General features: G+C 75.3%; 18 protein-coding genes. 17 read left to right on the top strand and 1 reads right to left on the bottom strand.

Annotated elements, in window-relative coordinates; translation table 11 throughout:
- Nucleotides 1–129 precede the first annotated feature (129 nt).
- Complete coding sequence (locus tag ACFCLZ_RS05075) at nucleotides 130–1,425, top strand: cytochrome P450 (protein WP_380283461.1); 1,296 nt, start codon at nucleotides 130–132, stop codon at nucleotides 1,423–1,425.
- A gap of 165 nt (nucleotides 1,426–1,590) precedes the next feature.
- Here the strand turns inward: ACFCLZ_RS05075 and ACFCLZ_RS05070 are convergent, their stop codons facing one another.
- Entirely contained in the window at nucleotides 1,591–2,781 is a 1,191-nt protein-coding gene (locus ACFCLZ_RS05070) for an alpha/beta hydrolase family protein (RefSeq protein ID WP_380283460.1), read from the bottom strand.
- Nucleotides 2,782–2,948: 167 nt separating this feature from the next.
- Between ACFCLZ_RS05070 and ACFCLZ_RS05065 the strand changes: the two genes are divergently transcribed.
- From ACFCLZ_RS05065 to ACFCLZ_RS04990, 16 genes are all read left to right on the top strand, one after another.
- Nucleotides 2,949–4,088, top strand: coding sequence for a sensor histidine kinase (locus ACFCLZ_RS05065; RefSeq protein ID WP_380283459.1), 1,140 nt, complete (start codon nucleotides 2,949–2,951; stop codon nucleotides 4,086–4,088).
- Nucleotides 4,085–4,774, top strand: a complete 690-nt coding sequence (locus tag ACFCLZ_RS05060; protein WP_380283458.1) for a response regulator — start codon at nucleotides 4,085–4,087, stop codon at nucleotides 4,772–4,774. Before ACFCLZ_RS05065 ends, ACFCLZ_RS05060 begins: the two co-directional genes overlap by 4 nt.
- Before the next feature lie 916 nt (nucleotides 4,775–5,690).
- Nucleotides 5,691–6,743, top strand: coding sequence for a phosphotransferase enzyme family protein (locus ACFCLZ_RS05055; RefSeq protein ID WP_380283457.1), 1,053 nt, complete (start codon nucleotides 5,691–5,693; stop codon nucleotides 6,741–6,743).
- Between the two features lie 37 nt (nucleotides 6,744–6,780).
- Nucleotides 6,781–7,575: a class I fructose-bisphosphate aldolase gene (locus ACFCLZ_RS05050; protein ID WP_380283456.1), complete on the top strand. Its 795-nt coding sequence runs from the start codon at nucleotides 6,781–6,783 to the stop codon at nucleotides 7,573–7,575.
- Entirely contained in the window at nucleotides 7,568–8,830 is a 1,263-nt protein-coding gene (locus ACFCLZ_RS05045) for a nucleotide sugar dehydrogenase (protein ID WP_380283455.1), read from the top strand. The genes ACFCLZ_RS05050 and ACFCLZ_RS05045 overlap by 8 nt, the downstream gene beginning before the upstream one ends.
- A 205-nt stretch (nucleotides 8,831–9,035) precedes the next feature.
- On the top strand, nucleotides 9,036–10,196 hold the full coding sequence (locus ACFCLZ_RS05040; RefSeq protein WP_380283454.1) for a glycosyltransferase family protein: 1,161 nt from the start codon (nucleotides 9,036–9,038) through the stop codon (nucleotides 10,194–10,196).
- Complete coding sequence (locus ACFCLZ_RS05035; protein WP_380283453.1) at nucleotides 10,193–11,338, top strand: glycosyltransferase family 4 protein; 1,146 nt, start codon at nucleotides 10,193–10,195, stop codon at nucleotides 11,336–11,338. Before ACFCLZ_RS05040 ends, ACFCLZ_RS05035 begins: the two co-directional genes overlap by 4 nt.
- Nucleotides 11,335–12,546: an N-acetylglucosamine-6-phosphate deacetylase gene (locus ACFCLZ_RS05030; protein WP_380283452.1), complete on the top strand. Its 1,212-nt coding sequence runs from the start codon at nucleotides 11,335–11,337 to the stop codon at nucleotides 12,544–12,546. Before ACFCLZ_RS05035 ends, ACFCLZ_RS05030 begins: the two co-directional genes overlap by 4 nt.
- Nucleotides 12,539–13,741 carry a Gfo/Idh/MocA family protein gene (locus ACFCLZ_RS05025; protein WP_380283451.1) on the top strand — a complete coding sequence of 401 codons (1,203 nt, stop codon included), beginning with the start codon at nucleotides 12,539–12,541 and terminating at the stop codon, nucleotides 13,739–13,741. Before ACFCLZ_RS05030 ends, ACFCLZ_RS05025 begins: the two co-directional genes overlap by 8 nt.
- A complete protein-coding gene (locus ACFCLZ_RS05020; RefSeq protein WP_380283449.1) occupies nucleotides 13,742–14,581 on the top strand; it encodes a 5-deoxy-glucuronate isomerase in 840 nt (279 codons plus the stop codon).
- Nucleotides 14,578–15,696: a zinc-binding dehydrogenase gene (locus ACFCLZ_RS05015; RefSeq protein ID WP_380283448.1), complete on the top strand. Its 1,119-nt coding sequence runs from the start codon at nucleotides 14,578–14,580 to the stop codon at nucleotides 15,694–15,696. Before ACFCLZ_RS05020 ends, ACFCLZ_RS05015 begins: the two co-directional genes overlap by 4 nt.
- Nucleotides 15,697–15,703: 7 nt before the next feature.
- Nucleotides 15,704–16,723, top strand: coding sequence for a zinc-binding dehydrogenase (locus ACFCLZ_RS05010; protein ID WP_380283446.1), 1,020 nt, complete (start codon nucleotides 15,704–15,706; stop codon nucleotides 16,721–16,723).
- A gap of 131 nt (nucleotides 16,724–16,854) precedes the next feature.
- Entirely contained in the window at nucleotides 16,855–17,925 is a 1,071-nt protein-coding gene (locus tag ACFCLZ_RS05005) for a Gfo/Idh/MocA family protein (RefSeq protein WP_380283444.1), read from the top strand.
- A 198-nt stretch (nucleotides 17,926–18,123) separates the two neighbouring features.
- Nucleotides 18,124–18,900 (top strand): sugar phosphate isomerase/epimerase family protein, encoded by a 777-nt coding sequence (locus ACFCLZ_RS05000; RefSeq protein WP_380283442.1) that lies wholly within the window; start codon nucleotides 18,124–18,126, stop codon nucleotides 18,898–18,900.
- Entirely contained in the window at nucleotides 18,890–20,311 is a 1,422-nt protein-coding gene (locus ACFCLZ_RS04995; protein WP_380283441.1) for a polysaccharide deacetylase family protein, read from the top strand. The genes ACFCLZ_RS05000 and ACFCLZ_RS04995 overlap by 11 nt, the downstream gene beginning before the upstream one ends.
- Before the next feature lie 99 nt (nucleotides 20,312–20,410).
- The gene (locus ACFCLZ_RS04990; protein ID WP_380283440.1) at nucleotides 20,411–21,688 is read left to right on the top strand and encodes an MFS transporter; all 1,278 of its coding nucleotides are present in this window, start codon (nucleotides 20,411–20,413) and stop codon (nucleotides 21,686–21,688) included.
- The last annotated feature ends 94 nt before the right edge of the window (nucleotides 21,689–21,782 follow it).

The raw sequence follows: 21,782 nt of genomic DNA, 5'->3' as shown, positions 1-21,782 counted from the left end.
CCCCGCCCCGGACACCCCCGCCGGTGCGCAGGAAGTCGACTCCGCCGACTTCCTGCGCACCGGCGTGCATTCCCCTCCGACGCGCGGCGGACGACCGCGCACCCGTACCGCATCGACTGGAGGACCCCCGTGGAGCGTCTCGTACCGGCCCCGATCGCGCCCGACCCGGCCGCGCCCGACCTGACCGCGCCCGACCCGATCGTGCTCGACCCGACCGGCCGCGCCCGAGAGGCCGAGACCGCCGAGCTGTTCGCACGCGGTCCGGCCGCACCGGTCGACATCCTGGGCGTCCGGGCCTGGTCGGTGTCCGACCCCGTGCTGCTGGAGGAACTGCTCAGGGATCCCCGGGTCTCCAAGGACGGCCTGAAGCACTGGCCCGCGTTCGACGAGGCGGTGCGGACCTGGCCGCTGGCCCTGTGGGTGAGCGTGCGCAACATGTTCAACGCGCACGGCGCCGACCACCGGCGGCTGCGCCGACTGGTGGGCAACGCCTTCACGCCCCGCCAGGTCACCGCGATGACGGCGCGCGTCGAAGAGCTGACCGACGCCCTGCTGGACGACCTGGCCGCGAGCGCCCCCGGCGAGGTGGTGGACCTGCGCGACCGTTTCGCCCATCCGCTGCCGATCCGGGTCATCTCCCAGCTGCTGGGCCTGCCGCACGAAGTGACCGAGGGCTTCCGGGGCGTGGTCGACAAGGTGTTCTCCACCACCCTCACCCCCGAGGAGTCGGCCGCCAACGGCGCGGAGTTCCAGGCCCTGCTGGAGGACCTGATCGCCGCCAAGCGCCGCGTGCCGGGCGACGACATGACCTCCCTGCTGATCGCCGCCCGCGACACCGAGTCCGACGGCGGCTGCGCCGCACTGAGCGAGGAGGAGCTGCGCGACACCCTTCTGCTGATCGTCACGGCCGGCTACGAGACCACCGTGAATCTGATCGACAACGCCGTCACCGGTCTGCTCACCCACCCCGACCAGCTCGCCCTGGTGCGCGCGGGCGAGGCCGGCTGGGACGACGTGGTGGAGGAGGCGTTGCGCCGCGACGCCCCGCTCGCCCACCTGCCGCTGCGCTTCGCGGTGGAGGACATCGAGCTGCCCGGCGGGGTGACGGTGCGCCGGGGCGAGCCGATCCTGGGCGGCTACGCGGCCGCGGGACGCCACCCGGCGCGTTACGGGGACAGCGGCGCCGCCTTCGACGTCACCCGGCCGGTCAAGGACCACCTCGCCTTCGGCCACGGCCCGCACTTCTGCCTCGGCGCGCCGCTGGCCCGTCTGGAGGGGCGCATCGCGCTGAGCCGGCTGTTCGCCCGCTTCCCTGGCCTCGCGTTCGCCCCGGACGCGCGGCTGGAGCCGGTCGACTCGCTGATCTCCAACGGCCACCGCACGCTCCCGGTGCTGCTCGGCGAGCAGGCACCGGCCGCTCTCTGACGGGCCGGCCCCGGCGGCACCCCGCCCCGCCGCTACCCCGCCCCGGGTCGTGGTCCTCCCTGTGAAGCCGAGGACACCGACGACCCTCCCGCGCCGGACCCCGCCCGGGTGAACGCCCGGCGTCGTACCTCGGAGCCCGGACGGGCGGGACCGGCGCCAAGGCGTTCACCGGGCGTAGTCGACCTCGGGGAAGTCGGGGGAGGGACCGTCGAGCAGCCGCCCCCGGTCGCGGAGGTGGAGGTCGAAGAAGGCTCGCGGGTAGGCGCGTTGGAACGCCTGTGCCCGGTGCCCGGGAATCGTCCCGACCTCTTCCTCCAGAGCGGGCGGTGACATGCCCAGGAGAGGCGCGATCAGCGGCAGGATCAGCACATCGTCGCCGAACGACTGGTGCGCGGCTCCCCGTACGGTCAGATGCAGGCGCCAGCCGCGCAGATGTGACCAGAACGCGCGCAGGGCGGGGCTGCTCTCCATGCTGCCCTTGCCCAGGGTGTCCACGACCAGGAACGGACGGTCGAGCCCGGCGTCCACCACCGGGCCCGCCGCGCCCCCGTCCAGGCTCATGCCCGCCGTGATCCGCCCGTCGGTGAGCATCGTCGCGGCGGTGGTGGCGCCGCCCAGGGAGTGGCCGAGCATCCCGACGCGCCGCAGGTCGAGCGCCCCGTGCAGGCCTGTGGGCAGCGGGGTGCGGCAGACGCCGGGGTGGCCACCCGAGCGGAGGACGGCGAGCCGGTCCAGGACGAAGCGGATGTCGGCGGTACGGACCGCGAGGGCCTTGGCGTAGTCGCTGATCCCGCCGAGCGGATTCGTCTCGACGCGTCCACCGGGGAAGGCGACAGCCGCCGCGTCGTAGGTGTGGTCGACGGTGACCACCAGAAAGCCGTGACTGGCGAGGTCTTCCACGATGCCGGTGCCGAACGACCGTGACGCGTCGGAGCCGGGAGAGTAGAGCACGACGGGCAGGGGGCCCGGTGGGCCGCCGACGGGAGCGCCCTCGTGGCCGTGGGTGCCTCCCAGTCGTACCCGGCCGGGGGGCAGGCCGGTGAGGCTCAGGTACCGGTCGGCCGCCGCCGGAGGCATCCAGGGAACAGTGGGGCGGGCCGCGCAGCCGCGGGCGGGGTACCAGATGCTGATCATCAGCTCACGGCAGGGGCGGGAGGGCACCCAGGGGTCCGGCCGTGTGGTGTCGGCCAGGTGCAGCGCGATCGTACCCAGCGGGTACGGCCCGTTCGGGGCGGGCAGTTGGAACCGCACGGGTTCCTCCTGCCTCGGTCGCGCGACGGCCACCGGCGTGAGCGGACCCGTGATCATGGCGGCGGCCAGTGCGGCGGACGAGGACAGCAGTGTTCTCCGATTCATGGCTCCACTGTTCCGGCCGACGGGCCCGGCGGCTTCACGCCCGGGGAGGAACCCGGTGTCAGCCCAGGAGGGTAGGACGGGCATCAGCCGCGCGGATGACTCAGCCCGCAGGATGACGTCCTCCGGGCTGACAGGCCCCGGGCCCCCGCTTGGATAGCGTGGCCGGCATGGGCGACGGGGAGTCACGGCCGCTGGTGGCCGGACGTCTGCGGGACGGGCAGTGGGACGGCGTGGACACGGTCGCGGCCGTGCTCCTCGCCCTGGCGTTCGGCGCGAGCGAGACGCTCAGCGGTGGCTGGGGCGCGGGAGCCGTGGCGGCGGTGGTCTGGCTGCCGGTCGCGGTACGGCGTAGATGGTCAGTCCCGGTGCTGTACACCGTCCTGGCCGGAGCGGTCCTCGCCATGGCGTTCACCGGATGGGAGGAGTCCTGGCTCCCCGTCGGGGTCGCCCTGTACACGGTGGCGGCGCGGGAACCGCGGCGCCGGTCCGCGACGGCGCTCGGCTGCTCGCTGGGCGCCGTCGCGGCGGCCATGGCCCTCGTACCGCGACCGGTCCCGGCCTCCGGGGTCGCGTGGGGCGTCGTCTTCGCGTCTTTGATGATGACCCTGCCCTGGCTGGTGGGCACCGCGCTGAGAGAGCAGCGGTCGTACGCGGAACTCGCCGCCCGGCAGGCCGTGACGGACGAGCGCCTGCGGATCGCCCGCGAGCTCCACGACGTGGTGGCCCATCATCTGACTGTCATCACGGTACGGGCCGAGGTGGCCTGTGCGGTGGCCTCCACCAACCCGCAGGAGGTCGAGCGGACCCTCGTACTGGTCGGGACAGCGGGCCGGACGGCGCTCACCGAGATGCGCCGCATGCTCGGCGTTCTGCGATCACCCGGTGACGGAGCCGAGTTGGGGGCCGCCCCCGGTCTGGCGGACCTGCCCGCGCTCGCGGACGGCGCAGGCCCGCGCGTGGAGCTGTCCGTCGACCCGGATCCACCGCTCCCCCCGGGTGTGGAACTGGCGGTCTACCGGATCGTCCAGGAAGCCCTCACCAATGTCGTCCGGCACGCGGGGTCGGCGGACTGCCGGGTGAACCTGTCCCGGGTGGGTCCCGAGGCGGTCGAGATCGAGGTCGTCAACGACGCGCCGTCCCGGCTCCCGTCCCGGGGCCCGTCCCGGCGTCCTGGCGGCGGGCACGGACTCGTCGGGATGCGGGAGCGGGCGGCCATGTGCGGCGGGACCCTCTCCGCCGGCCCCCTGGCGACGGGCGGATTCCGGGTGCATGCGCGGCTGCCCTGCGGATCGGAGACTGCACGGTGAACCGGCCGGTCCGGGTTCTCATCGCCGACGACCAGGCGCTGTTGCGGGCGGGCTTCCGCCTGCTCATCGAGAGCGTGCCGGACCTCACCGTCGCGGGCGAGGCCGTCAGCGGCGAGCAGGCCGTCGAACTCGCCCTGCGGCTGCGGCCCGACGTCGTGCTGATGGACATCCGGATGCCGGGCACGGACGGTCTGGAGGCCACCCGGCGCATCTGCGCGGACCCGGACGCCGTCGGCACCCGTGTGCTGGTCCTCACCACGTTCGACCTGGACGAGTACGTGTACGCGGCACTGCGCGGCGGAGCCAGCGGATTCCTCCTGAAGGACATCCTCCCCGCCGACCTGCTGACAGCCTTGCGGGTGGTCGCCTCCGGCGACGCCCTGCTCGCGCCCGCGGTCACCCGCCGTCTGATCCGCGAGTTCGCCGGACGCCACGAGCCGCGCCCGCGACTCGCCCCGGAGCTGGCGGGCGTGACCCCACGGGAACGGGAAGTGCTCCGATTGGTGGCCCGGGGACTGTCCAACCTCGTGATCGCCGAGCATCTGGGGCTGAGCATCGCGACCGTCAAGACACACGTCCGGCGGCTGCTGGCCAAGCTCCACGCCCATGACCGGGCCCAGATGGTCGTCATCGCCTATGAGACAGGCATGGTCACCGCGAGTGGGAACCTCCCGTCCACAGGCTGACGCCTCACCGGCTGGGACGGTGGACCTGAAGGGGACTCCCCAAGTCCGTGCCACCGGACGCGGCGCGCACCGGCGGTTCGGGCCCTCGGGGCGCGTCGAAGGGTCCGAGATTCCCTGCTCGGCTCATATACCGTGCGGTACAAGGAAGTTGAGGAGAGTCGATGGCGCCCGGCCGGGAGCGAGGAAACCGGCCATACCCGAACCCCCTCGCGGCGGCATTCGGTCCGAACGGCCGTCCGCATGGCGGGGTGCCCCCGTCCGCCGTTCGGCCGTTCGGTGACGCACGGTCATCGTGTGCATGTCGAACCGTTTGCTCCGCGTCCGCGGGTGTCCGCCCCTCGGTCGCGGGCCGTCCGGCGGTGCGCGTCCGGGCGTGTCGCGGGGGCGAGGGCCGCTCGCGCCGGCGCCGCTCGCACCCGTCGCGGCCTGCGGCGCCCGGGCCCCGAGCTCCGGCCGTGGCCGCTTTCGGCCGGTACCGACGGGCTGCCGCGACGGGGCGCCGGCCCCGGTGGCTCCCTCCGTCCCTGGTGGGCGCCGGTGGATACCGCCCGGTCGCGACGCTTCGCACGCGGCGGACTCGGCCGCCTCGCCGCCGGAGGGTCGGCCGGAATTCACTCTCGCCCCCCATTCGCAGCTGCAACCCATGTGCAGCTGTGGTGAGATGGGGCACTCGGTCCGGCACACCCGGTGACCCGGGCGCCACGCACCGTGCCGCCCGGACCGTGCCGGCCCGCTCCGAGCCCGTCCCCCCACCTCGCCCCCGAGGTTCCCGCCCCGCGAAGACCGGGCGCCCTCGGTCGTCCGTCTTCCCGGCCCCGACCACTGTTCGGTCGCGCCGGATCGCCCCGTGCCCTCGACGAGGACCCCCCTCGACGAGGATCGGAACCGCTTCCGGCCGCCGAATCGAGGAATCCCCATGGCACGATCCTTCTACGAACTGTCACGCTCCGCCCAACGGGCCCGACTTCGGGCGCTGGCCGCCCGCGTGGCGGAGGTCCACGGCATCCGCTGCGACGATCTGCGCCTCGTGCAGTACGAGGACAACGCGGTGTACCGGCTCGCCGGACGTCGGCACGGCCACCCGCACAGCACCCTGTACACGCTCCGCATCTCGGTGCGCGACGGGCGGAGCGCGGCGGAGCAGCGCTCCGAACTCGACTGGATGGAGGCGCTCCTCGCGGAGAAGGCGGTCACGGTGCCGGTGCCCGTCGCGACCCCGGCCGGCGACAAGGTCGTCGGCCTGGAACTGGCGGGCTGTCCCGAGCCGGTGACGGCGGTGGTCTTCGAGTGGATCCCCGGGCGGGCGTCGCCGCCGTACTCGCGCCCCGGCGCGGCCGGGGACATCGGCGCGGTCACCGCCCGGCTGCACGAGCACGCCGCCGGGTTCCGGCCGCCGGAGGGCTTCGTCCGACCGGCCTGGGGACACCGCGAGGTCTTCACCGAGGGAGCCGCGCTCGACGGCGCGACGGCGCGGGGCCGCCTGACGGAGAACGAGCACCGGGTCCTCCAGGAGGTGTCCGCAGCCGTGGGCGCCCGGCTGCCGGAGCCCGGATCCGCCGACTGGGGCGTGATCCACGCGGACCTCCACCGGGGCAACCTCCTGGAGACCGACGACGGCTCCACGGCCGTCATCGACTTCGACGACTGCGGCTGGGGCTTCCCCATGCTCGACGTGGCCACGGTGCTGTCGTCCGTCCTGCGCACCTGCGCGGACGACCTGCCCGCGTACGAGGACTTCGCCGAACGCTACCTGGCGGGCTACCGGTCCGTCCGCGCCCTCCCCGCCGGAGCGGCGCAGTTCGACGAATTCCTGGTGATGCGCGATCTGATCATCCTGAACTTCGTCCTCGGGTCGGAGAACGCCGCGGTGCTCGGCTGGGGGCCGCAGCGCGCCCGGGGAATTCTCGGCCTCATGCGGACATACCTGGAGACCGGCGAATACGCGGGGCACCTGGAACTGCTGCCCTGACGCTCGACCGGCAGATCACGGAAGGAGTTGTGAGACCTTGTCCCCGACCCCGCTGACCGCCCGACGTGACCTTCCCTTCGACGGATTCCGGATCAGATGCCGCCGCCTGTTCTCCCCGGTCACCGGGAGGACCCTGGTGATCCCGCTCGACCACGCCATCACCCTGGGCCCGGCCGGTGGCCTGGAGGACCCGGCCGCCATCGTCGAGGCCGCCGTCCAGGGCGGCGCGGACGCCGTGATGCTCCGCCCCGGCCTGACCCACTGCCTCGCGGTGCCCGGCGCCGAACGGCTCGGCGTCATCATGGCGCTGACCGGCCGGCTGGCCGACGGCGTGGACCACGTCCAGCTCAACACCGTCGAGTACGCCGCCGCCCACGCGGCCGACGCCGTCTGCGGGGAGTTCAAGTTCGGCTCGTCCGGGGACCTGGAGAACGCCCGGGTCATCGCGGTGCTGGCCGAGCGGGCCCACGACCTCGGGCTGCCCGTGCTCGTCACCGTGTACACCCGGCCGGAGGCGGTCCGGCGACTCGGCCCCGGCGCCTACGCCCACGCCTGCCGGATCGCCGAGGAGATCGGCGGGGACTTCGTCAAGACGGCGCTGCCCGACGACCCGGACATCGTCCGCCAGTGCGTCGAGAGCACCTCCGTTCCGATCGTGCTGGCCGGCGGCGCGCCGGACGCGGGGACCGAGCTGTCCGACGTCCTCGACCGGGCGATCCGGCTGGGCATCGGCGGCGCGGCCGTCGGACGCCGGGCCTGGGCCGGCGGCAAGCCCGCCGACGCCGTCCGCGAGCTGGCCGCCACGGTGCACGGAGGGCCGCGCCATGCATGACCCGGTGGACCTGCTCGTCGTCGGCCTCGGCTACGTCGGGCTCCCGCTGGCCCGGGAGGCGGCCCAGGCCGGGCTGCGGGTACGGGGCTTCGACGCCGACCCGCGGGTGGTCGCGCGGCTGAACGCCGGCACCTCGCACGTCGACGGGGTGAGCGACGAGGACGTGCGGGCGATGCGCGCCACGGGCTTCACCGCCACCTGCGACGAACGCGGCTTCGGCGCACCGAGGGTCGTCGTGGTCTGCGTGCCGACGCCGCTCGACCGGGACGGCCTGCCGGACCTGTCCAGCGTGGTCCGGGCCGGCCGGATGGTCGCCCGGCAGCTGCGCCGGGGCATGCTGGTGGTCCTGGAGTCCACCACCTTCCCGGGCACCACCGACGACATCGTCCGCCCGATCCTCGAGGAGTCCGGGCTGCGGGTCGGCGACGACTTCGCGCTGGCGTTCTCGCCCGAGCGCATCGACCCGGGCAACACCGAGCACGGCGTGCACAACACCCCGAAGGTGGTCGGGGGCTGCACGCCGGGCTGCACGGAGCGGGCGATCGGGTTCTACAGCCGGTTCGTGATGAAGGTGGTCGCGGCGAAGAGCACCAGGGAGGCCGAGATGGCCAAGATCCTGGAGAACACCTACCGGCAGGTCAACATCGCCCTGGTCAACGAGATGGCCATGATCGCCCATGAGCTGGGCGTCGACCTGTGGAACGCCATCGAGTGCGCCGGGACCAAACCGTTCGGGTTCGCGGCCTTCCAGCCGGGCCCCGGGGTGGGCGGCCACTGCATCCCGATCGACCCCCGCTACCTCTCCTTCCAGGTCCGCGCGCTCGGCGGCCGCTCGCAACTGATCGACGTGGCCCAGGAGATCAACGACGGCATGCCGCAGTACGTGGTCGGGCGCGCCGGACAGCTGCTCGCCAAGGGCGGCGGCGGGCTCCCCGGCGCCCGGATCCTGCTCCTGGGCGTCACCTACAAGGCCGACGTCGCCGACCAGCGCGAGTCGCCCGCCGACGACGTCGTCCGCCATCTGCGCGAGCGGGGCGCCGAGGTCGCCTACCACGACCCGTACATCGGCTCCTGGACCATCGACGGCGCGGAGGTGGCCCGCGCCGAGGACCTCGACCGTGCGATGGGCGCGGCCGACCTCACGATCGTCCTGCAGTGGCACGCGCACTACCTCGAGCACCTGGACGCCTCCCGGACCCCCGCGCTCTTCGACACCAGGGGCCGGCTCGACGAGCGCAACGTCGCCGTCCTGTAGCCCGCGCCGCGCTCGGGTGCCCCTCGGGGGCCCGAGCGCCCCCTTCCCGCTCCCGTCCCGCACCCTTCCCGCTCCCGGCGACTCGCCCCGGCCCCGACGGCCCCGACGGCCCCGGCCCCTTCCGGCCGCCGGCCCCGGGCCGGCGCCGCGCACCGCCGGGGCCGCCGGGACCGCTCGCACTCCCACGCATTCGAGGAGGCAGACCATGCGGATCGCGATGTACTGGCACAACGGCCGGAGCCTCGGCCACACCGCGGAGAGCGCCAAGGTCGCCCACGGCCTGCTCGGCGGCGGCCGCCCGCTGTCCGTCACCGGACTCACCGGCGCCTACCGCGGGCTCGACCTGCTGCCGGCCGCCATGGACGTGGTCAAACTGCCCGCGTTCACCAACTACGACGACCCGGCCGGGTGGCAGACCTCCGGCCGCTCCGGGCTGGCCGCCGGGCCGCTCTTCCGGCTGCGCGCCGAACTCGCCGAGGTCTACCTGCGCCACTACGCCCCCGACGTCCTGTTGGTGAACCACCTGCCCAAGGGCGCCGAGGACGAACTCGTCCCGGCGCTGACCGCGACCCGCGGCGACGGCGGGCGCCGGGTGCTGACCCTGCGGGGCGTGCTCTTCGACGCCGAGAAGACCGACCGCGAGTACTTCGGCCCGGACAGCGCCCAGTGGATCGACCGGCACTTCGACGCGATCCACGTGCACACCCACCCCGAGGTGTTCCGCCTGGAGGACCACTACCGGGTGCCGCGTCGGCTGCGCGAGCGGATCCACTACACCGGCTACCTGGTCGACGAGTCTCAGGCGGGACGCGACACCGCGCGGGCGGAACTCGGTGTCGACGACGCCGAGCGCCTGGTCGTCGCCAGTATGGGCGGGGGCCAGGGCGCGATCGGACTGTGGACGGCGTTGATCGACGCCTTCACCGCGCTGCGGCCGGAGTTCGACCGGGTCCGGCTGGTGACCGGACCGTACCTGGAGGCGGCCGACGCCGCCGCGCTGCGGGCCCGCGCGGCCGACCTCCCGTGGCTGGAGATCGTCGGCTACGAACCGGCGATGACCACCTGGATGGCCGCCGCCGACCTGTTCGTCGGTGCCGCCGGGGCGAACATGCTCAGCGAGGTGCTCGCGGTCGGCTGCAACGCCGTGGTGATCCCCCGGCAGCTCAGGGAACCGGAACAGCGGATCCACGCCGGACTGCTCGCCGGCCGCGGCCTGGTCCGCGCCTGCGGGCTCGCCGAGGTCCTCGCCGGAGACGCCGGGCCCGTCCTGGCCGAGGCGCTGCGGGAACCGCTCGCCCCCAAGGCCGGGCACCTGCTCGGCGGCGCCCGCCGCTACCCGGAGCTGCTGTTCGGCGGTGCCTCATGAGCGCCCCCGAGCCCGCCCCCGTGACCGAGCCCGCCACCGCCCCCGAGCCCGAGCCCGCCGACGACGGCGTCCCCGACGGCCTGCGGGTCTGCCTCCTGGTCCGCTACTTCACCGTGGGCGGGCTGGAACGCGTGGTGACCGCCCTCGCCAACGACCTGGTGGCCCGCGGCGTCCCCGTCCGCGTGGTCGCGCTCGCGGTCGCCCGGCGCAACGCGCTGATGACCGAGCTCGACCCCAGGGTCGAGGTCGTCTCGCTCGCCGGGCCGGCGCGCCGCCGCCTCGCCGGGGTGGCACGGCTGACCCGGGACCACGTGGTCCACGTCCACTTCGGGGACGGCCGGATCCACCCCCTGGTACGGCTCGCGCTGCGCGGCCGCCCGACCGTGGTGACGTACCACAGCGTCTACACCCACAAGCGGACCTGGCTGCGCAACCGCGTCGACCGCTACGTCAACACCCGTGCCGACCAGGTGCTCGCGGTCTCGGAGGCCGTCCGGGAGTTCTGCGCCACGCAGGTCGGCCTGCCGGCGGAGCGGGTCGAGGTGGTGCCCAACGCCATCCGGCTGGACCGGCCCGGGGCCGAGCCGCCGGCCGCGGGAGCCGACCTCACCGTGGTCAGCCTCGCCGGACTCCACCCGCACAAGAACCAGGCCGCGGTGCTCGCCGGAGTGGCGCAGGCCCGCCGCGCGGGCACCGACGTACGCCTGCGGGTCATCGGCGACGGCCCGCAGATGGCCGAGCTGTTCCAGCAGGCCCGGGAGTCGGGCATCGCCGACGCCGTCGACTGGTACGGCCAGGTGTGGCGCCGCGACCTGGTGCTGCCGCTCCTCGGGTCGTCCGGGGCGTTCGTCTCCGCCAGCCGCTTCGAGGGCATGCCCATCTCGATCCTGGAGGGCCTGGCGGCCGGCCTGCCGATGCTCCTCTCCGACATCCCGCCGCACCGCGAGACCGCGGGCGACGCGGCCCTCTACTTTCCGCCGGACTCGCCCGCCGACCTGGCCGCGGCCCTGCGCCTGCTCGCCGAGGACCCGGCGCGCCGCCGCGACCTGGCGAAGGCCAGCCTCGAACGCTCCGGCCGCTTCGACCCGGACCGGTTCGTGGAGCGCCACCTGCGGGTCTACCGGCGGGTGGCCGCGCGATGAGCCACGAACAGCGCCTGGCCCTCGTCAACGCCACCGTGGTGCACCCCCGCCGGCTGGGCGCGGGGGAGTGCCTGCTGCTGCGGGACGGAACCGTCGAGTACGCCGGCCCCGCCCGCCGGCCGCCGGCCGGCTACCGGAGCGTCGACCTCGACGGGGACTACGTGCTGCCCGGACTGATCGACGTCCACGTGCACGGCGCCCTCGGCCGGACGTTCAACGAGCCCGACCCGGACGCCTGGCGCACCGTCGTGGACGCGCACGCCGCCGCGGGCACCACCGGCCTGCTGGCCACCCTGGCGACCGACCGGCCGCCGGCGCTTCGGGCCGCCCTGCGCGCCGGCCGCCGACTGCCCGCCGGCTCCGGCCTGCTCGGCACCCACCTCGAAGGCCCCTACCTCAATCCGCGGTTCGGGGGAGCGCACCCGCCCGACGCGCTGCGCACACCCGCGCAGCTGCCGTGGCCGTGGCTGCTCGCCGAGGCGGACTTCGTCCGGATGGTCACCCTGGCCCCCGAGCTGCCGGGATCGGCGGCGCTGATCGGGGCGCTCACCGACCGCGGCGTGGTCGTCTCGGCCGGGCACAGCGGCGCCACCGGCCGGGAGCTGACGGCGGCGCGCACGGCCGGACTGCGGCACGTCGCGCACCTGTGGAGCGGGCAGTCGACGCTCGCCAAGGACGGCCCGTGGCGGGTCACCGGCCTGCTGGAGACCGTCCTGGCGTCGGAGGGGCTGACCGCCGAGCTCATCGCCGACGGCCGGCACCTGCCCGCCGAACTCGTCCGGATCGCCCACCGCTGCCTGGGCCCGGACCGGCTCTGCCTCGTCTCCGACGCCTCGGCCGGCACCGGGCTCGCCCCGGGCAGCGGCTTCGCCATGGGCGCGGTCCGGGGCGTCGTCGCCGACGGCGTCGCGCTCGGCCACGACGGCGCGTCGTTCTGCGGCAGCACCAGCCACCTCGCCGACGTCCTGCGCTTCACCGTCCAGCAGGCCCACGTCCCGCTCGTCGAGGCCGTCCGGATGGCCGCCACCACACCGGCCCGGGTGCTCGGCCTGGCCGACCGGACCGGCGCGCTGGTGCCGGGGCTGGCCGCGGACGTGGTCGTGCTGGACCGGGACCTGCGGGTGCGCCGGGTCGCCCGCGCCGGTCGCTGGCTGCGCGACCGGGCGCCCGAACCCCACCGACCCGAGGAGGTCCCCAGCCATGGCTGAACCGCCCAGCACCCGCTACGCCCTGGTCGGGGCGGGCACCCGGGCCTGGAAGACGTACCTGCCGCTGTTCGCGCACCCCTCGCCGGGCCGGTCGCTGGTCGGCGTGGCCGACAGCGATCCGCGTCGGCTCGCGGAGGTGGCCGAGCGCTGGTCCGTCCCGGTCTACCCGACCGGTGACGTCCGCCCGATGCTCGACGACCTGCGCCCCGAGGTCCTGATCGTCACGTCGCCGGACTGCGCGCACGCCGGGCAGATCGCCGCGGCCCTCGACGCGGGGGTGCACGTCCTGACCGAGAAGCCGATGGCCCTGACGGCGCGCCAGGCCGCGAGCGTCGTCGCGGCCGAGCGGCGCTCCCGCGCCACCGTGCGGGTCGCGCACAACATGCGCTACCTCAACCTCCACCGCACCATCCGGGACCTGCTGGCGGAGGGCCGGATCGGCACGCCCACCCGGGCCCACCTCTCCTACCGGCTGCGGCCCGACCACGGGCGCAGCTACTTCCTGCGGTGGCACCGGCGGGCCGCGGCGTCCGGTGGCCTGCAGATCACCAAGAGCTGCCACCACTTCGACCTGCTCAACTGGTGGCTGGCCGACCGGCCGCAGGAGGTCACGGGCTGGACGGGCCGCCTGCACTACCACCCCGGGCCGGACCGCGGGGACGACGAGCGGCGGGTGCCGGCGGACGCCGACATCGCGGACACCGTCTCCGCGGTGATCCGCTACCGGGGAGGGGCGATCGCCCACTACTCGCTGTCGGCCCGCTCGCCCTGGGAGGGCTACACCCTCACGGTGCAGGGCACCGACGGCGAACTCGCGGCCCGCTACGAGGTGGTGGCGGCGGGCGGTGCGCGGCCCGCGGACCGGTACACGGTGCGCCTGAGCCCGGTGGACGGGCCGCCGCGGCGCATCACCGTCCCCCGGGAGAGTGGCACGCACTCCGGCGCGGACGCCCGGATGCTCGCCGCCCTGCTGGACGGCGCCCTGCCGGACGGCGAGTTGCCGGACGGCGGCGCGCCCCCGGCACCGGGGCCGTACGGGGCGCGGGGCCCGGCCGCGACGGCCGTCGACGGCGCGTACGCCGTGGCGGTGGGGGAGGCGGTGACGCGATCGGCCGCCCACGGCGGCCCGGTCGCGATCGACGGCCTCCTCCCCGGGCTCGTGCTCCCGGAGGCCACCGCAGGAAGGAGCGTCTGAATGGACGGCACACCCCTCGCCGGGCCCGCGTCCGGGCACCGGGAGCCACCGGCCGGGCTCCCGGTCGGGCTGCGGATCGGGGAACTCGCCCCGGGCAACTTCGCGCAGCAGCACCAGGACGGCGCGGAGGCCGTCGTGGTGCTCCTCGGGGGCCGCTGCGACGTCGACTTCGACGGGCCCGGCCCGCACTGGCCGGGGCTGGGCGCCCGCGCGGACGTCTTCGACGGCCGGGCCACCGCGTTCTACGCGCCGGCCGGCCGGCGCTGGCGGATCACCGCCGGCCCCGCCGGTGTCCGCTACGCCGTCGCCACGGCGCCCGCCGGCACCCCCCGCGAGCCCTACCTCGTCACACCGGACGGGGTGCGCGCCGAGCGGCGCGGCACCGGGGTGTGGGCGCGCGAGGTGCACGACATCGTCGGACCGGACCGGCCGGCGGACGGCCTGCTGGTGGGGGAGACGTTCAGCGCGGAGGGCGTGTGGTCCAGCTATCCGCCGCACAAGCACGACCGACACGACCCGCCGTTCGAGAGCCACCAGCAGGAGGCCTTCCACGTGCGGGTGTCCCCGCCCTCGGGCTTCGGACTGCTCGTCCACTACCCCTCGGTGGCGGCGGACCGCCGGGCCACCGTGGTGCAGGACGGCGACGTCGTCGCCGTGCGGGAGGGCTTCCACAGCTTCGTGGCCGCCGCCGGGCACCGCTTCTACTACCTGTGGGCGCTCGCCGGGACCGAACGGCACCTGTGCTTCCGGACCGATCCGCGCCACGCCTGGCTGCTCTCGGCGGGGGAGGACGGCCGGGCGCCGGACGACGCGCCCGCGGCGGACGGCGGCCCGGCATGACGGGCCCGGCGGTCACCGGCGCGCCGGCCCCCGCCGCGCTGCCCGCGCTGATGCGGGCGGCCGTCTGGCACGGCCCCGGCCGGCCGCTCACCCTGGAACACCTCCCGGTGCCCCGCGTCGAGCGGCCCGAGGACGTGGTGATCCGGGTCCGCGCCGCGATGTTCGGCGCCGCCCTGGTGCGCGCCGTCACCGTCGGCCATCCCCGGATGACGCCGCCCGCCGTCCTCGGCACCCTGGTAGCCGGCCGGATCGCCGCGCTCGGCCCCGCCGTGCGGCACCTGACACTCGGCCAGAGCGTCACCGTCGACCCGCACCCGCCCTGCGGACGCTGCGACACCTGCCGCCACGGACCGGCGGCGCTGTGCACCGCCCGGGCCCGGGTCGAGCCGGGGGCGCACGCGGAGTACGTCCGCCTGCGGCCGCCGCTCACCGACCACGTCGTGGCGGTGCCGACGGGGGTGTCCGCCGGGGCCGCGATGCTCACCGAGATCGTCGCCTGCGTCCTGGACGCGACCGACACCGCCGGCATCGGCCCCGGGCAGAGCGTCCTCGTCATCGGCTGCGGCCCGGTCGCGCTGATCCAGGTGAGGCTCGCCCTGCTGCGCGGCGCCGAGCGCGTCCTGTGCACCGTCAACCACCCGGCCCGGCGCGCCGCGGTGCGCCGGGCCGGCGCAACCGTCGTCGACGTCGACCGGGCCGCCGACGCCGGGCGGGCGGTCGAAGCCGACGACCGCACGGCGCAGCGGGTCCGGGCGCTGACGGACGGCCGGGGCCCGCACGTGGTGGTGGAGGCGGTCGGCCGCGCCGAGACCTACCGGCAGGCCCTCGCCCTGGTCCGGCCCGGCGGCACCGTGGTCGGCTTCGGCGGCTGCCCGCCCGGCACCACCCTGCCGGTCGACCTCAACGCCCTGCACTACCGCCGGATCCGCTACATCGGCAGCTACCACTACGGCCCCGGCGTGTTCCGGGCTGCCGCCGACCTGCTGGCCCGCGGCGTCCTCGACCTCGACCCGCTGCTCACCCACCGCATCCCGCTCGACCGGATCGGCGACGCGGTGCGCACGGCCCGTCTCACCGAATGCCTGGTACCCGTCGTCGAACCCTGGAAGGACTGATCGCAGAATGCACAGCACCCGCGTACTGATCACCGAGCCCGGACGCGTGGACCTGCGCCGCGAGGTGCTGCCGGAGCTCTCGGACGACCAGTTGCTGGTCCGCACCCGGACGACGCTGGTCAGCCCCGGCACCGAACGGAACTGCTTCCTGGGGGAGTTCGAGAAGCCCTCGCACTGGTCCGCCTGGGTGCGCTACCCCTTCGCCCCCGGCTACAGCGCGGTCGGCGAGGTGCTGGAGGTCGGCCCGACCGTCGCCGACCGCCGGCCGGGCGACCGCGTCGTGCTGCGCCGCTCGCACCAGAGCCTCACGGTCGTCTCGGAGCAGTCGGTCTATCCGGTGCCGGACGGGATTCCCGACGGGACGGCGGCCTGGTTCGCGCTGTCGGCCATCGCCCAGCACGCCGTGCGCAGGACCGGCCCGCTGTTCGGCGAACCGGTCGCGGTGGCCGGCCTCGGGCCGCTGGGCCAGCTCGTGCTGCAGTACGCGGCCGTCGCGGGCGCGGCCGAGCTGTACGCCGTGGCCCGGGGCGGCTCCCGGCTCGCCGCGGCGCGGCGGCACGGCGCGACCGCGGTGGTCGGCGGCGGGGTGGCGGCCGCGGTCGAGCCGATCGCGGAACTCACCGGCGGCGAGGGCGTCGGCGTCGCGTACGACGTGACCGGCGCGCCCGAGGCGCTGGCCGGCCTGTCCACCCTGACCAGGGAGGGCGGCACCCTCGTGCTGGTCGGCGACACCGCGTGGCCGGGCCGCCAGACGCTGGGGGGCTCCGTGCTCCGCCGGGCGCAGTCGCTGATCGGGGTGCACGACAGCGACATCCCGCGGGCCCCGCGGGCCCGACACGTCCGCGGCACCTTCGCGGAGAACGTCGACCTGTTCTTCCGGCTGGTCGGCCAGGGGCGGCTGAAGGTCGACGACCTGGTCACCCACACCTTCCCGGCGGCCGACGCGCAGTCCGCGTACAAGCTCCTCGCCGGACCGGACAGCGGCGCCATCGGCGTGCTCCTGGACTGGCGCGACACCGGGCTGTGACCCGGCCCTGAACGAACGCCGCTCCGGACACTGCCCGGAACCCGGCCCGGACCTGGATCCGCCCCGGCCCCGAACCCCCCGACCACGAACGCGGTCCGACCCACCCGACTCACGAACGAAAGGTTCCCCCCGTGGCAGTTCGCATTGGATTCGTCGGCGTCGGCTACATCGCCAAGCAGCACCTCAAGCGGGTGCTGGCCGACCCGGAGGCCGAGGTGGTGGCGCTCTGCGACACCGCCCCGCAGGCCGCCGAGGCGACCCGCCGCAGCGTCCTGGAGGCGCTGCGCGGCGCGGTCCCCGAGCGGGTGCTGACGGCGTTCGCCGGGCTCCCGGTGCACACCGACCCCGTCCGGTTCTTCCAGCAGGAGCGGCTGGACGCGGTGTTCCTGTGCCTGCCGCCCTTCGTCCACGGGGAGGTGGAGTTCGCCGCGATCGAGGCGGGGGTGCCGTTCCTCGTCGAGAAGCCGGTGGCCCTGGACCTCCGGACGGCCACCGCGATCTCCCGGGCGCTGCGCGACCGCGGCCTGATCGGGGCGGCCGGCTACCAGAGCCGTTACGCGGACATCGTCCCGTACGTGCGGTCCCGGCTGGACGGCCGGACCGTCGCGATGACGCTCGCCCACCGCTTCACCAAGCTGCCGGGCCGGGACTGGTACCGCCACCAGGACCGCTCCGGCGGCCAGGTGGTGGAGATGGCCACGCACCAGGTGGACCTGCTGCGGCTGCTGGTCTCCGACATCTCCACCGTCTACGTCTCCGGCGGCCGGCGGATCGCGACCCGCGCCGAGTCGGAGATCTTCGACACCGCGGCGGCCAGCCTGACCTACGCCAACGGCGCGGTGGGCAGTCTCGTGACGAACATGGTGTCGGGCCACGGCAACCCCGCGTTCGCCCGTGGCATCCACATCATCGCCGACGGCCTGACGGTGTCCGTGCTCGGCCACGAGGGCGAGTCGCGGACCGTGGAGGTCGTCACCGCCGAGGGCCGCGAGGAGCGGCAGTTCACGGACGACTCGATGGCGGCCCAGGACCGGGCGTTCGTCCGGGCCGTCCGGGACGGCCGCCCGGAACTGGTGCTGGCCCCCTACGAGGAGGCGGTCCGGACCCTGGCCACGACCCTCGCCCACCAGCAGTCCGCGCAGAGCGGCCTGCCGGTGCGGGTCGACGCGCTGCTCGGCGCCGCAGTCCCCAGCCTGTCCTGACCGTTCCGTCCGACGACCACCCGGCCGGGCGCCGACCGCGCGGCGCCCGGCCCCTGATCCCGCCCCGCTCCACCCTCTCCGTCCCACCCCCGTTCCGCCCCGCTCCACTCCCGATCCCGCTCCACTCCCCATCCCGCCCCCGTCGCGTCCGACGCACCCGGTGCGCCGGCGCACCCGCACGCACAGGAGGAGACCGACGTGCTGCTCGGAGCCGGTACCGACACCATCACCGACGCCTACACCCAGGACCAGAAGTTCGCCGAATTCCGGCGGCTGGGAATCGACTTCGCGGAAGTCCCGCTGCACAGCGCCGAGGCCGCCGAGCAGGTGGAGCTCTTCCGCGAGCTCTCCGCCCGGCACGGCCTGCCCATCGCCTCCGCCGTCGTCGCGGAGTTCGTCCGGCTGCCCGACCTGCCCGAGCAGGTCCGCCCGGAGGCGGTGCGCCGGATCGCCGCCACCGCCGTGCTCGCGGCCGGTCTCGGCTGCGACCTGGTGCTCGTCCCGGTCCGGGTCAAGCCGGAGGAGCCGGCGCGCGCCGAGGTCTACGCCAAGGCCTTCGCCGACGTGCTGGCCGCCACCGCGGAGCACGGCACGCTGATCGCGGCCGAGTTCGTCGGCGGGGCGCTCCCGCGCGACGTCGCCGAGCTGGTGGCGACGGTGGACGACCCCCGCGCGCGGCTGTTCTTCGACATCGGCAACTGCCTCTACGCGGGCGCCGACCCGCTGACCGACCTGCGGGACCTGCTGCCACTGGTGGGCCAGGTGCACCTCAAGGGCGGCCCGGACACCCCGCTCGCCGCGATGCCCCTGCGCGAGCTGGCCGCGGTCCTGGCGGACGGCGGCTACACCGGGCGCTGCGCGCTGGAGATCGAGTCCCCCCAGGGCCGTTCGAGCGTGCGCGACGCCGTCTCCGTCCTGCGCATGCACGGCTTGTGGCAGCCCGCCGAGGGTCGGGAGGGCCACCGTGTCGCGTAGCGTCCGGGTGTTCCTGACCTTCGACGTGGAGGACCCGGTCACCGCGCGCAGCGACGACGCCGTGGTCCGGGTGGCCGGCCTGCTGCGCGAACGCGGCGCCCGGGCGGCCTTCTTCGTCACCGGCGACAAGGCCCGCGCCCTGGTGCGCCGGGGCCGGCCGGACGTCTTCGAGGCGCTGCGCGCCCACGACGTCGGCTACCACACGAACCACCACTCGACCCACCCGACGGTGGCCGAGTACCTGGAGCGCCGGGACTGGGCGGACGGCGTGGCGGAGGTCGTCGCCAGGGAGCGCTCCGGCGCCGAGCTCGTCCGCGAGCTGACGGGCCGGCGGCTGTGCGGCTTCGCGGGCCCCGGCACGTCCTGGGGCCCCCAGCTCCCGGCCGCGCTCGCCGCCCTGGACATCCCCGCCCACCTGCACTCGTTCAGCCGCACCGGCGGCGGCCACAATCCGCACTGGTACGCGGGCGCGCTCTGCTTCGCCCGCTCCGAGGCCGTCGGGCCGGTCGAGGACGTCCTGCCCGACCCGGCCCGGTTCGCCGAGCTGCTCGCGCGGGTCCCGGAACTCGTCGACCGGGCGGCGGGGTCCGCGGACGGCGTGCTCCACCTGTACATCGGCCATCCGACGATGTTCGTCAACCGGGAGTTCTGGGACGGCTTGAACTACGCGGCCGGACGCAACCCCGCACCCGGCGCGCCGCTCGCCGAGCCGGCCGCCCGAGCGGCCGAGGAGACCCGGACCATGCTGGACAACCTCGGGCGGCTGGTCGACGCGGTCCGGGCCCGCCCCGGCGCCGAGATCGTCGGGTTCGGGGACCTCGTGGAAGAGCGGCTGCGCACCCCCGCGCCGCGCGGCGACTGGTTCGCGGCGGAGCTGCGGGCGGCCGCGGCCGAACCGGGCATCCGCACCACCTCGCGCACCGCCTCGCCCGCCCAGCTGCTGCACGCGATGTGCGGAGCGGTCCTCGGCCGGGACCCCGGCTCGGGCGGCCCGCCCGGGGAGGTCCACGGGCCGGTCGCGCGCCCGGCCGACGGGATACCCGCCGGGGGCCGGTGCGAGGCCGACCGGGACACCGTGCTCGGCCTCGCCGCCGAGCTCTGCCGGGAGGTGGCCGCCACCGGTGCGCTGCCGGCCTCGCTCCGGGGCCCCGGGGGCGTCGCCCTCGCGCCCGCGACCCTCCACCGCGGTCTGCTCGACCTCGCCGGGACCGGGGGTGCCGAGGCGCTCCGGGAGTTGCCCGCGCGGGTCGTCCTGCCGGCCGTGGCCCCGCTGCCCGAGGTCGGCGAGGAGATGGCCGAGCACTTCACCCGCCGGGTCGGGCGCTGGATGCACCGGCCGGACCTCGACGTGACCGAAATCGCCCGGCTCACCCGCGCCCAGAGCTGGACCCTGCGCGCCACGGCCGCCTGACCGCCGCTCCACCGCCGCTCCATCGCCGCCCGGCCGGGCCCGCCCGCCCGGCCGGGCGGCCGCGCCCGGCCCGGTACCGTCACAGAAAGCGACCACCAGATGTCCCTCGGGAAGACCCGCGGCCGGCCGGCCGACGCGCCACCACCACCCCTCGACCTCTGGCGGGTACGCGACTTCGTCGTCCTCTGGTGGGCCCAGGTCACCTCGCGCGTCGGCACGCAGATCTCCCAGTTCGTGCTCCCCCTCCTGGTCCTCGACGCCACCGGCTCGGCCGGTACGGCCGGTCTGATCACCGCCCTCGAACAGGTGCCCTACGTACTCCTGGCCATCCCGGCCGGCGCCCTGGTGGAGCGGTGGAACCGGCGGGTCGTCCTGGTGGCGGGCAACTTCCTGCGCGCCGGGATGTTCGGACTGCTCGCGGGCTACCTGCTCGCCGGCGGCACCAGCATCCCCGCCATCGCCGCCACGGTGTTCTGCTCCGGCGTCGTCTACGTCTTCTTCGACGTGGCCAACAGCACCGTCTTCCCCCGGATCCTGCCCGCCCACGAACTCGCCAGGGCCACCGGCTGGGTGGAGGGCACCACCGCGCTCACCGAGGTCCTGGGCCCCGCGCTCGGCGGCGCCCTCGTCGGCCTGGGGACGCACGCCCTGCAGGGCGCCGGCTACGCCTTCGGCGTCGACGCCCTCACCTACCTCGTCGCCGGCCTCGGCGTCCTCTGCGTCCGCACCTCGCTGAGCCCCCCGCCCGCCGCCGTCCGGACCCCGCTGGGCGCCTCGATCCGCGCGGGCGTCGGCCACCTCCTGCGGGACGGCCGGCTGCGCCGGCTCGCGCTGGCGAACTTCGTCAACATCGTCGCGCTCGGCACGGTCTGGCTGAGCTTCATGGCGCTCATGAAGTCCGAGTTCCACCTCGACTCCACGCACACCGGCCTCCTGCTGGCGCTCGGCGCGGCCAGCGGCATCCTGGGCAGCTTCTGCAGCGGCATCCTCGACCGCCGTCTGGGGCCCTACGGAGTGATGCTCCTCGCCGGCGCGGGCTGGGCGGCCGGTGAACTGATCATCGCCGCCGCACCGGCCCCGTGGGTCGCCGTCCTGGGCCTGGCCCTGGCCCTGTGGGTCGCCCCGCCGTACTTCTCCACCCTCTACGCCTACCGGATGGCGATCATCCCGCAGGAGATGCACGCCAGGATCAACAGCCTCTACCGGCTGCTCGCCCAGGCGGGCCTGCCGGTCGGCCTGTCCGTCGGCGGCCTGCTCCTCGACACCGTCGGCGCCCGCGCCTTCCTGCTCCTGGTGGCCGCGGTCTTCCTTGCGACCGCCGTCACCGTACAGCTCCGCGCCCCCCGAGCCCCCGCCCCCGCCGCGGACCCGCCCTGACACCCGCACCAGCTGTGGCCGGCGGGCCGTGCGTTCGCCGCGCCGAGGGCCGATCTCCGTCACGCGAAATTCACAGCCTCGGGTCTACTCGTAT

The sequence above is a fragment of the Kitasatospora purpeofusca genome (genome assembly GCF_042691725.1).
GTDB lineage: Bacteria > Actinomycetota > Actinomycetes > Streptomycetales > Streptomycetaceae > Kitasatospora > Kitasatospora purpeofusca_B.
The sequence above is the reverse complement of the archived record's forward strand: the minus strand, read 5'-3'. Positions and strand labels throughout refer to the sequence as shown.

Coding starts and splice junctions, on each gene's coding strand:
- ACFCLZ_RS05070 (WP_380283460.1), bottom strand. CDS start 2,781: ATGAATCGGAGAACACTGCTGTCCTCGTCCGCCGCACTGGCCGCCGCC.
- ACFCLZ_RS05065 (WP_380283459.1), top strand. CDS start 2,949: ATGGGCGACGGGGAGTCACGGCCGCTGGTGGCCGGACGTCTGCGGGAC.
- ACFCLZ_RS05055 (WP_380283457.1), top strand. CDS start 5,691: ATGGCACGATCCTTCTACGAACTGTCACGCTCCGCCCAACGGGCCCGA.
- ACFCLZ_RS05045 (WP_380283455.1), top strand. CDS start 7,568: ATGCATGACCCGGTGGACCTGCTCGTCGTCGGCCTCGGCTACGTCGGG.
- ACFCLZ_RS05040 (WP_380283454.1), top strand. CDS start 9,036: ATGCGGATCGCGATGTACTGGCACAACGGCCGGAGCCTCGGCCACACC.
- ACFCLZ_RS05035 (WP_380283453.1), top strand. CDS start 10,193: ATGAGCGCCCCCGAGCCCGCCCCCGTGACCGAGCCCGCCACCGCCCCC.
- ACFCLZ_RS05030 (WP_380283452.1), top strand. CDS start 11,335: ATGAGCCACGAACAGCGCCTGGCCCTCGTCAACGCCACCGTGGTGCAC.
- ACFCLZ_RS05025 (WP_380283451.1), top strand. CDS start 12,539: ATGGCTGAACCGCCCAGCACCCGCTACGCCCTGGTCGGGGCGGGCACC.
- ACFCLZ_RS05020 (WP_380283449.1), top strand. CDS start 13,742: ATGGACGGCACACCCCTCGCCGGGCCCGCGTCCGGGCACCGGGAGCCA.
- ACFCLZ_RS05015 (WP_380283448.1), top strand. CDS start 14,578: ATGACGGGCCCGGCGGTCACCGGCGCGCCGGCCCCCGCCGCGCTGCCC.
- ACFCLZ_RS05010 (WP_380283446.1), top strand. CDS start 15,704: ATGCACAGCACCCGCGTACTGATCACCGAGCCCGGACGCGTGGACCTG.
- ACFCLZ_RS04990 (WP_380283440.1), top strand. CDS start 20,411: ATGTCCCTCGGGAAGACCCGCGGCCGGCCGGCCGACGCGCCACCACCA.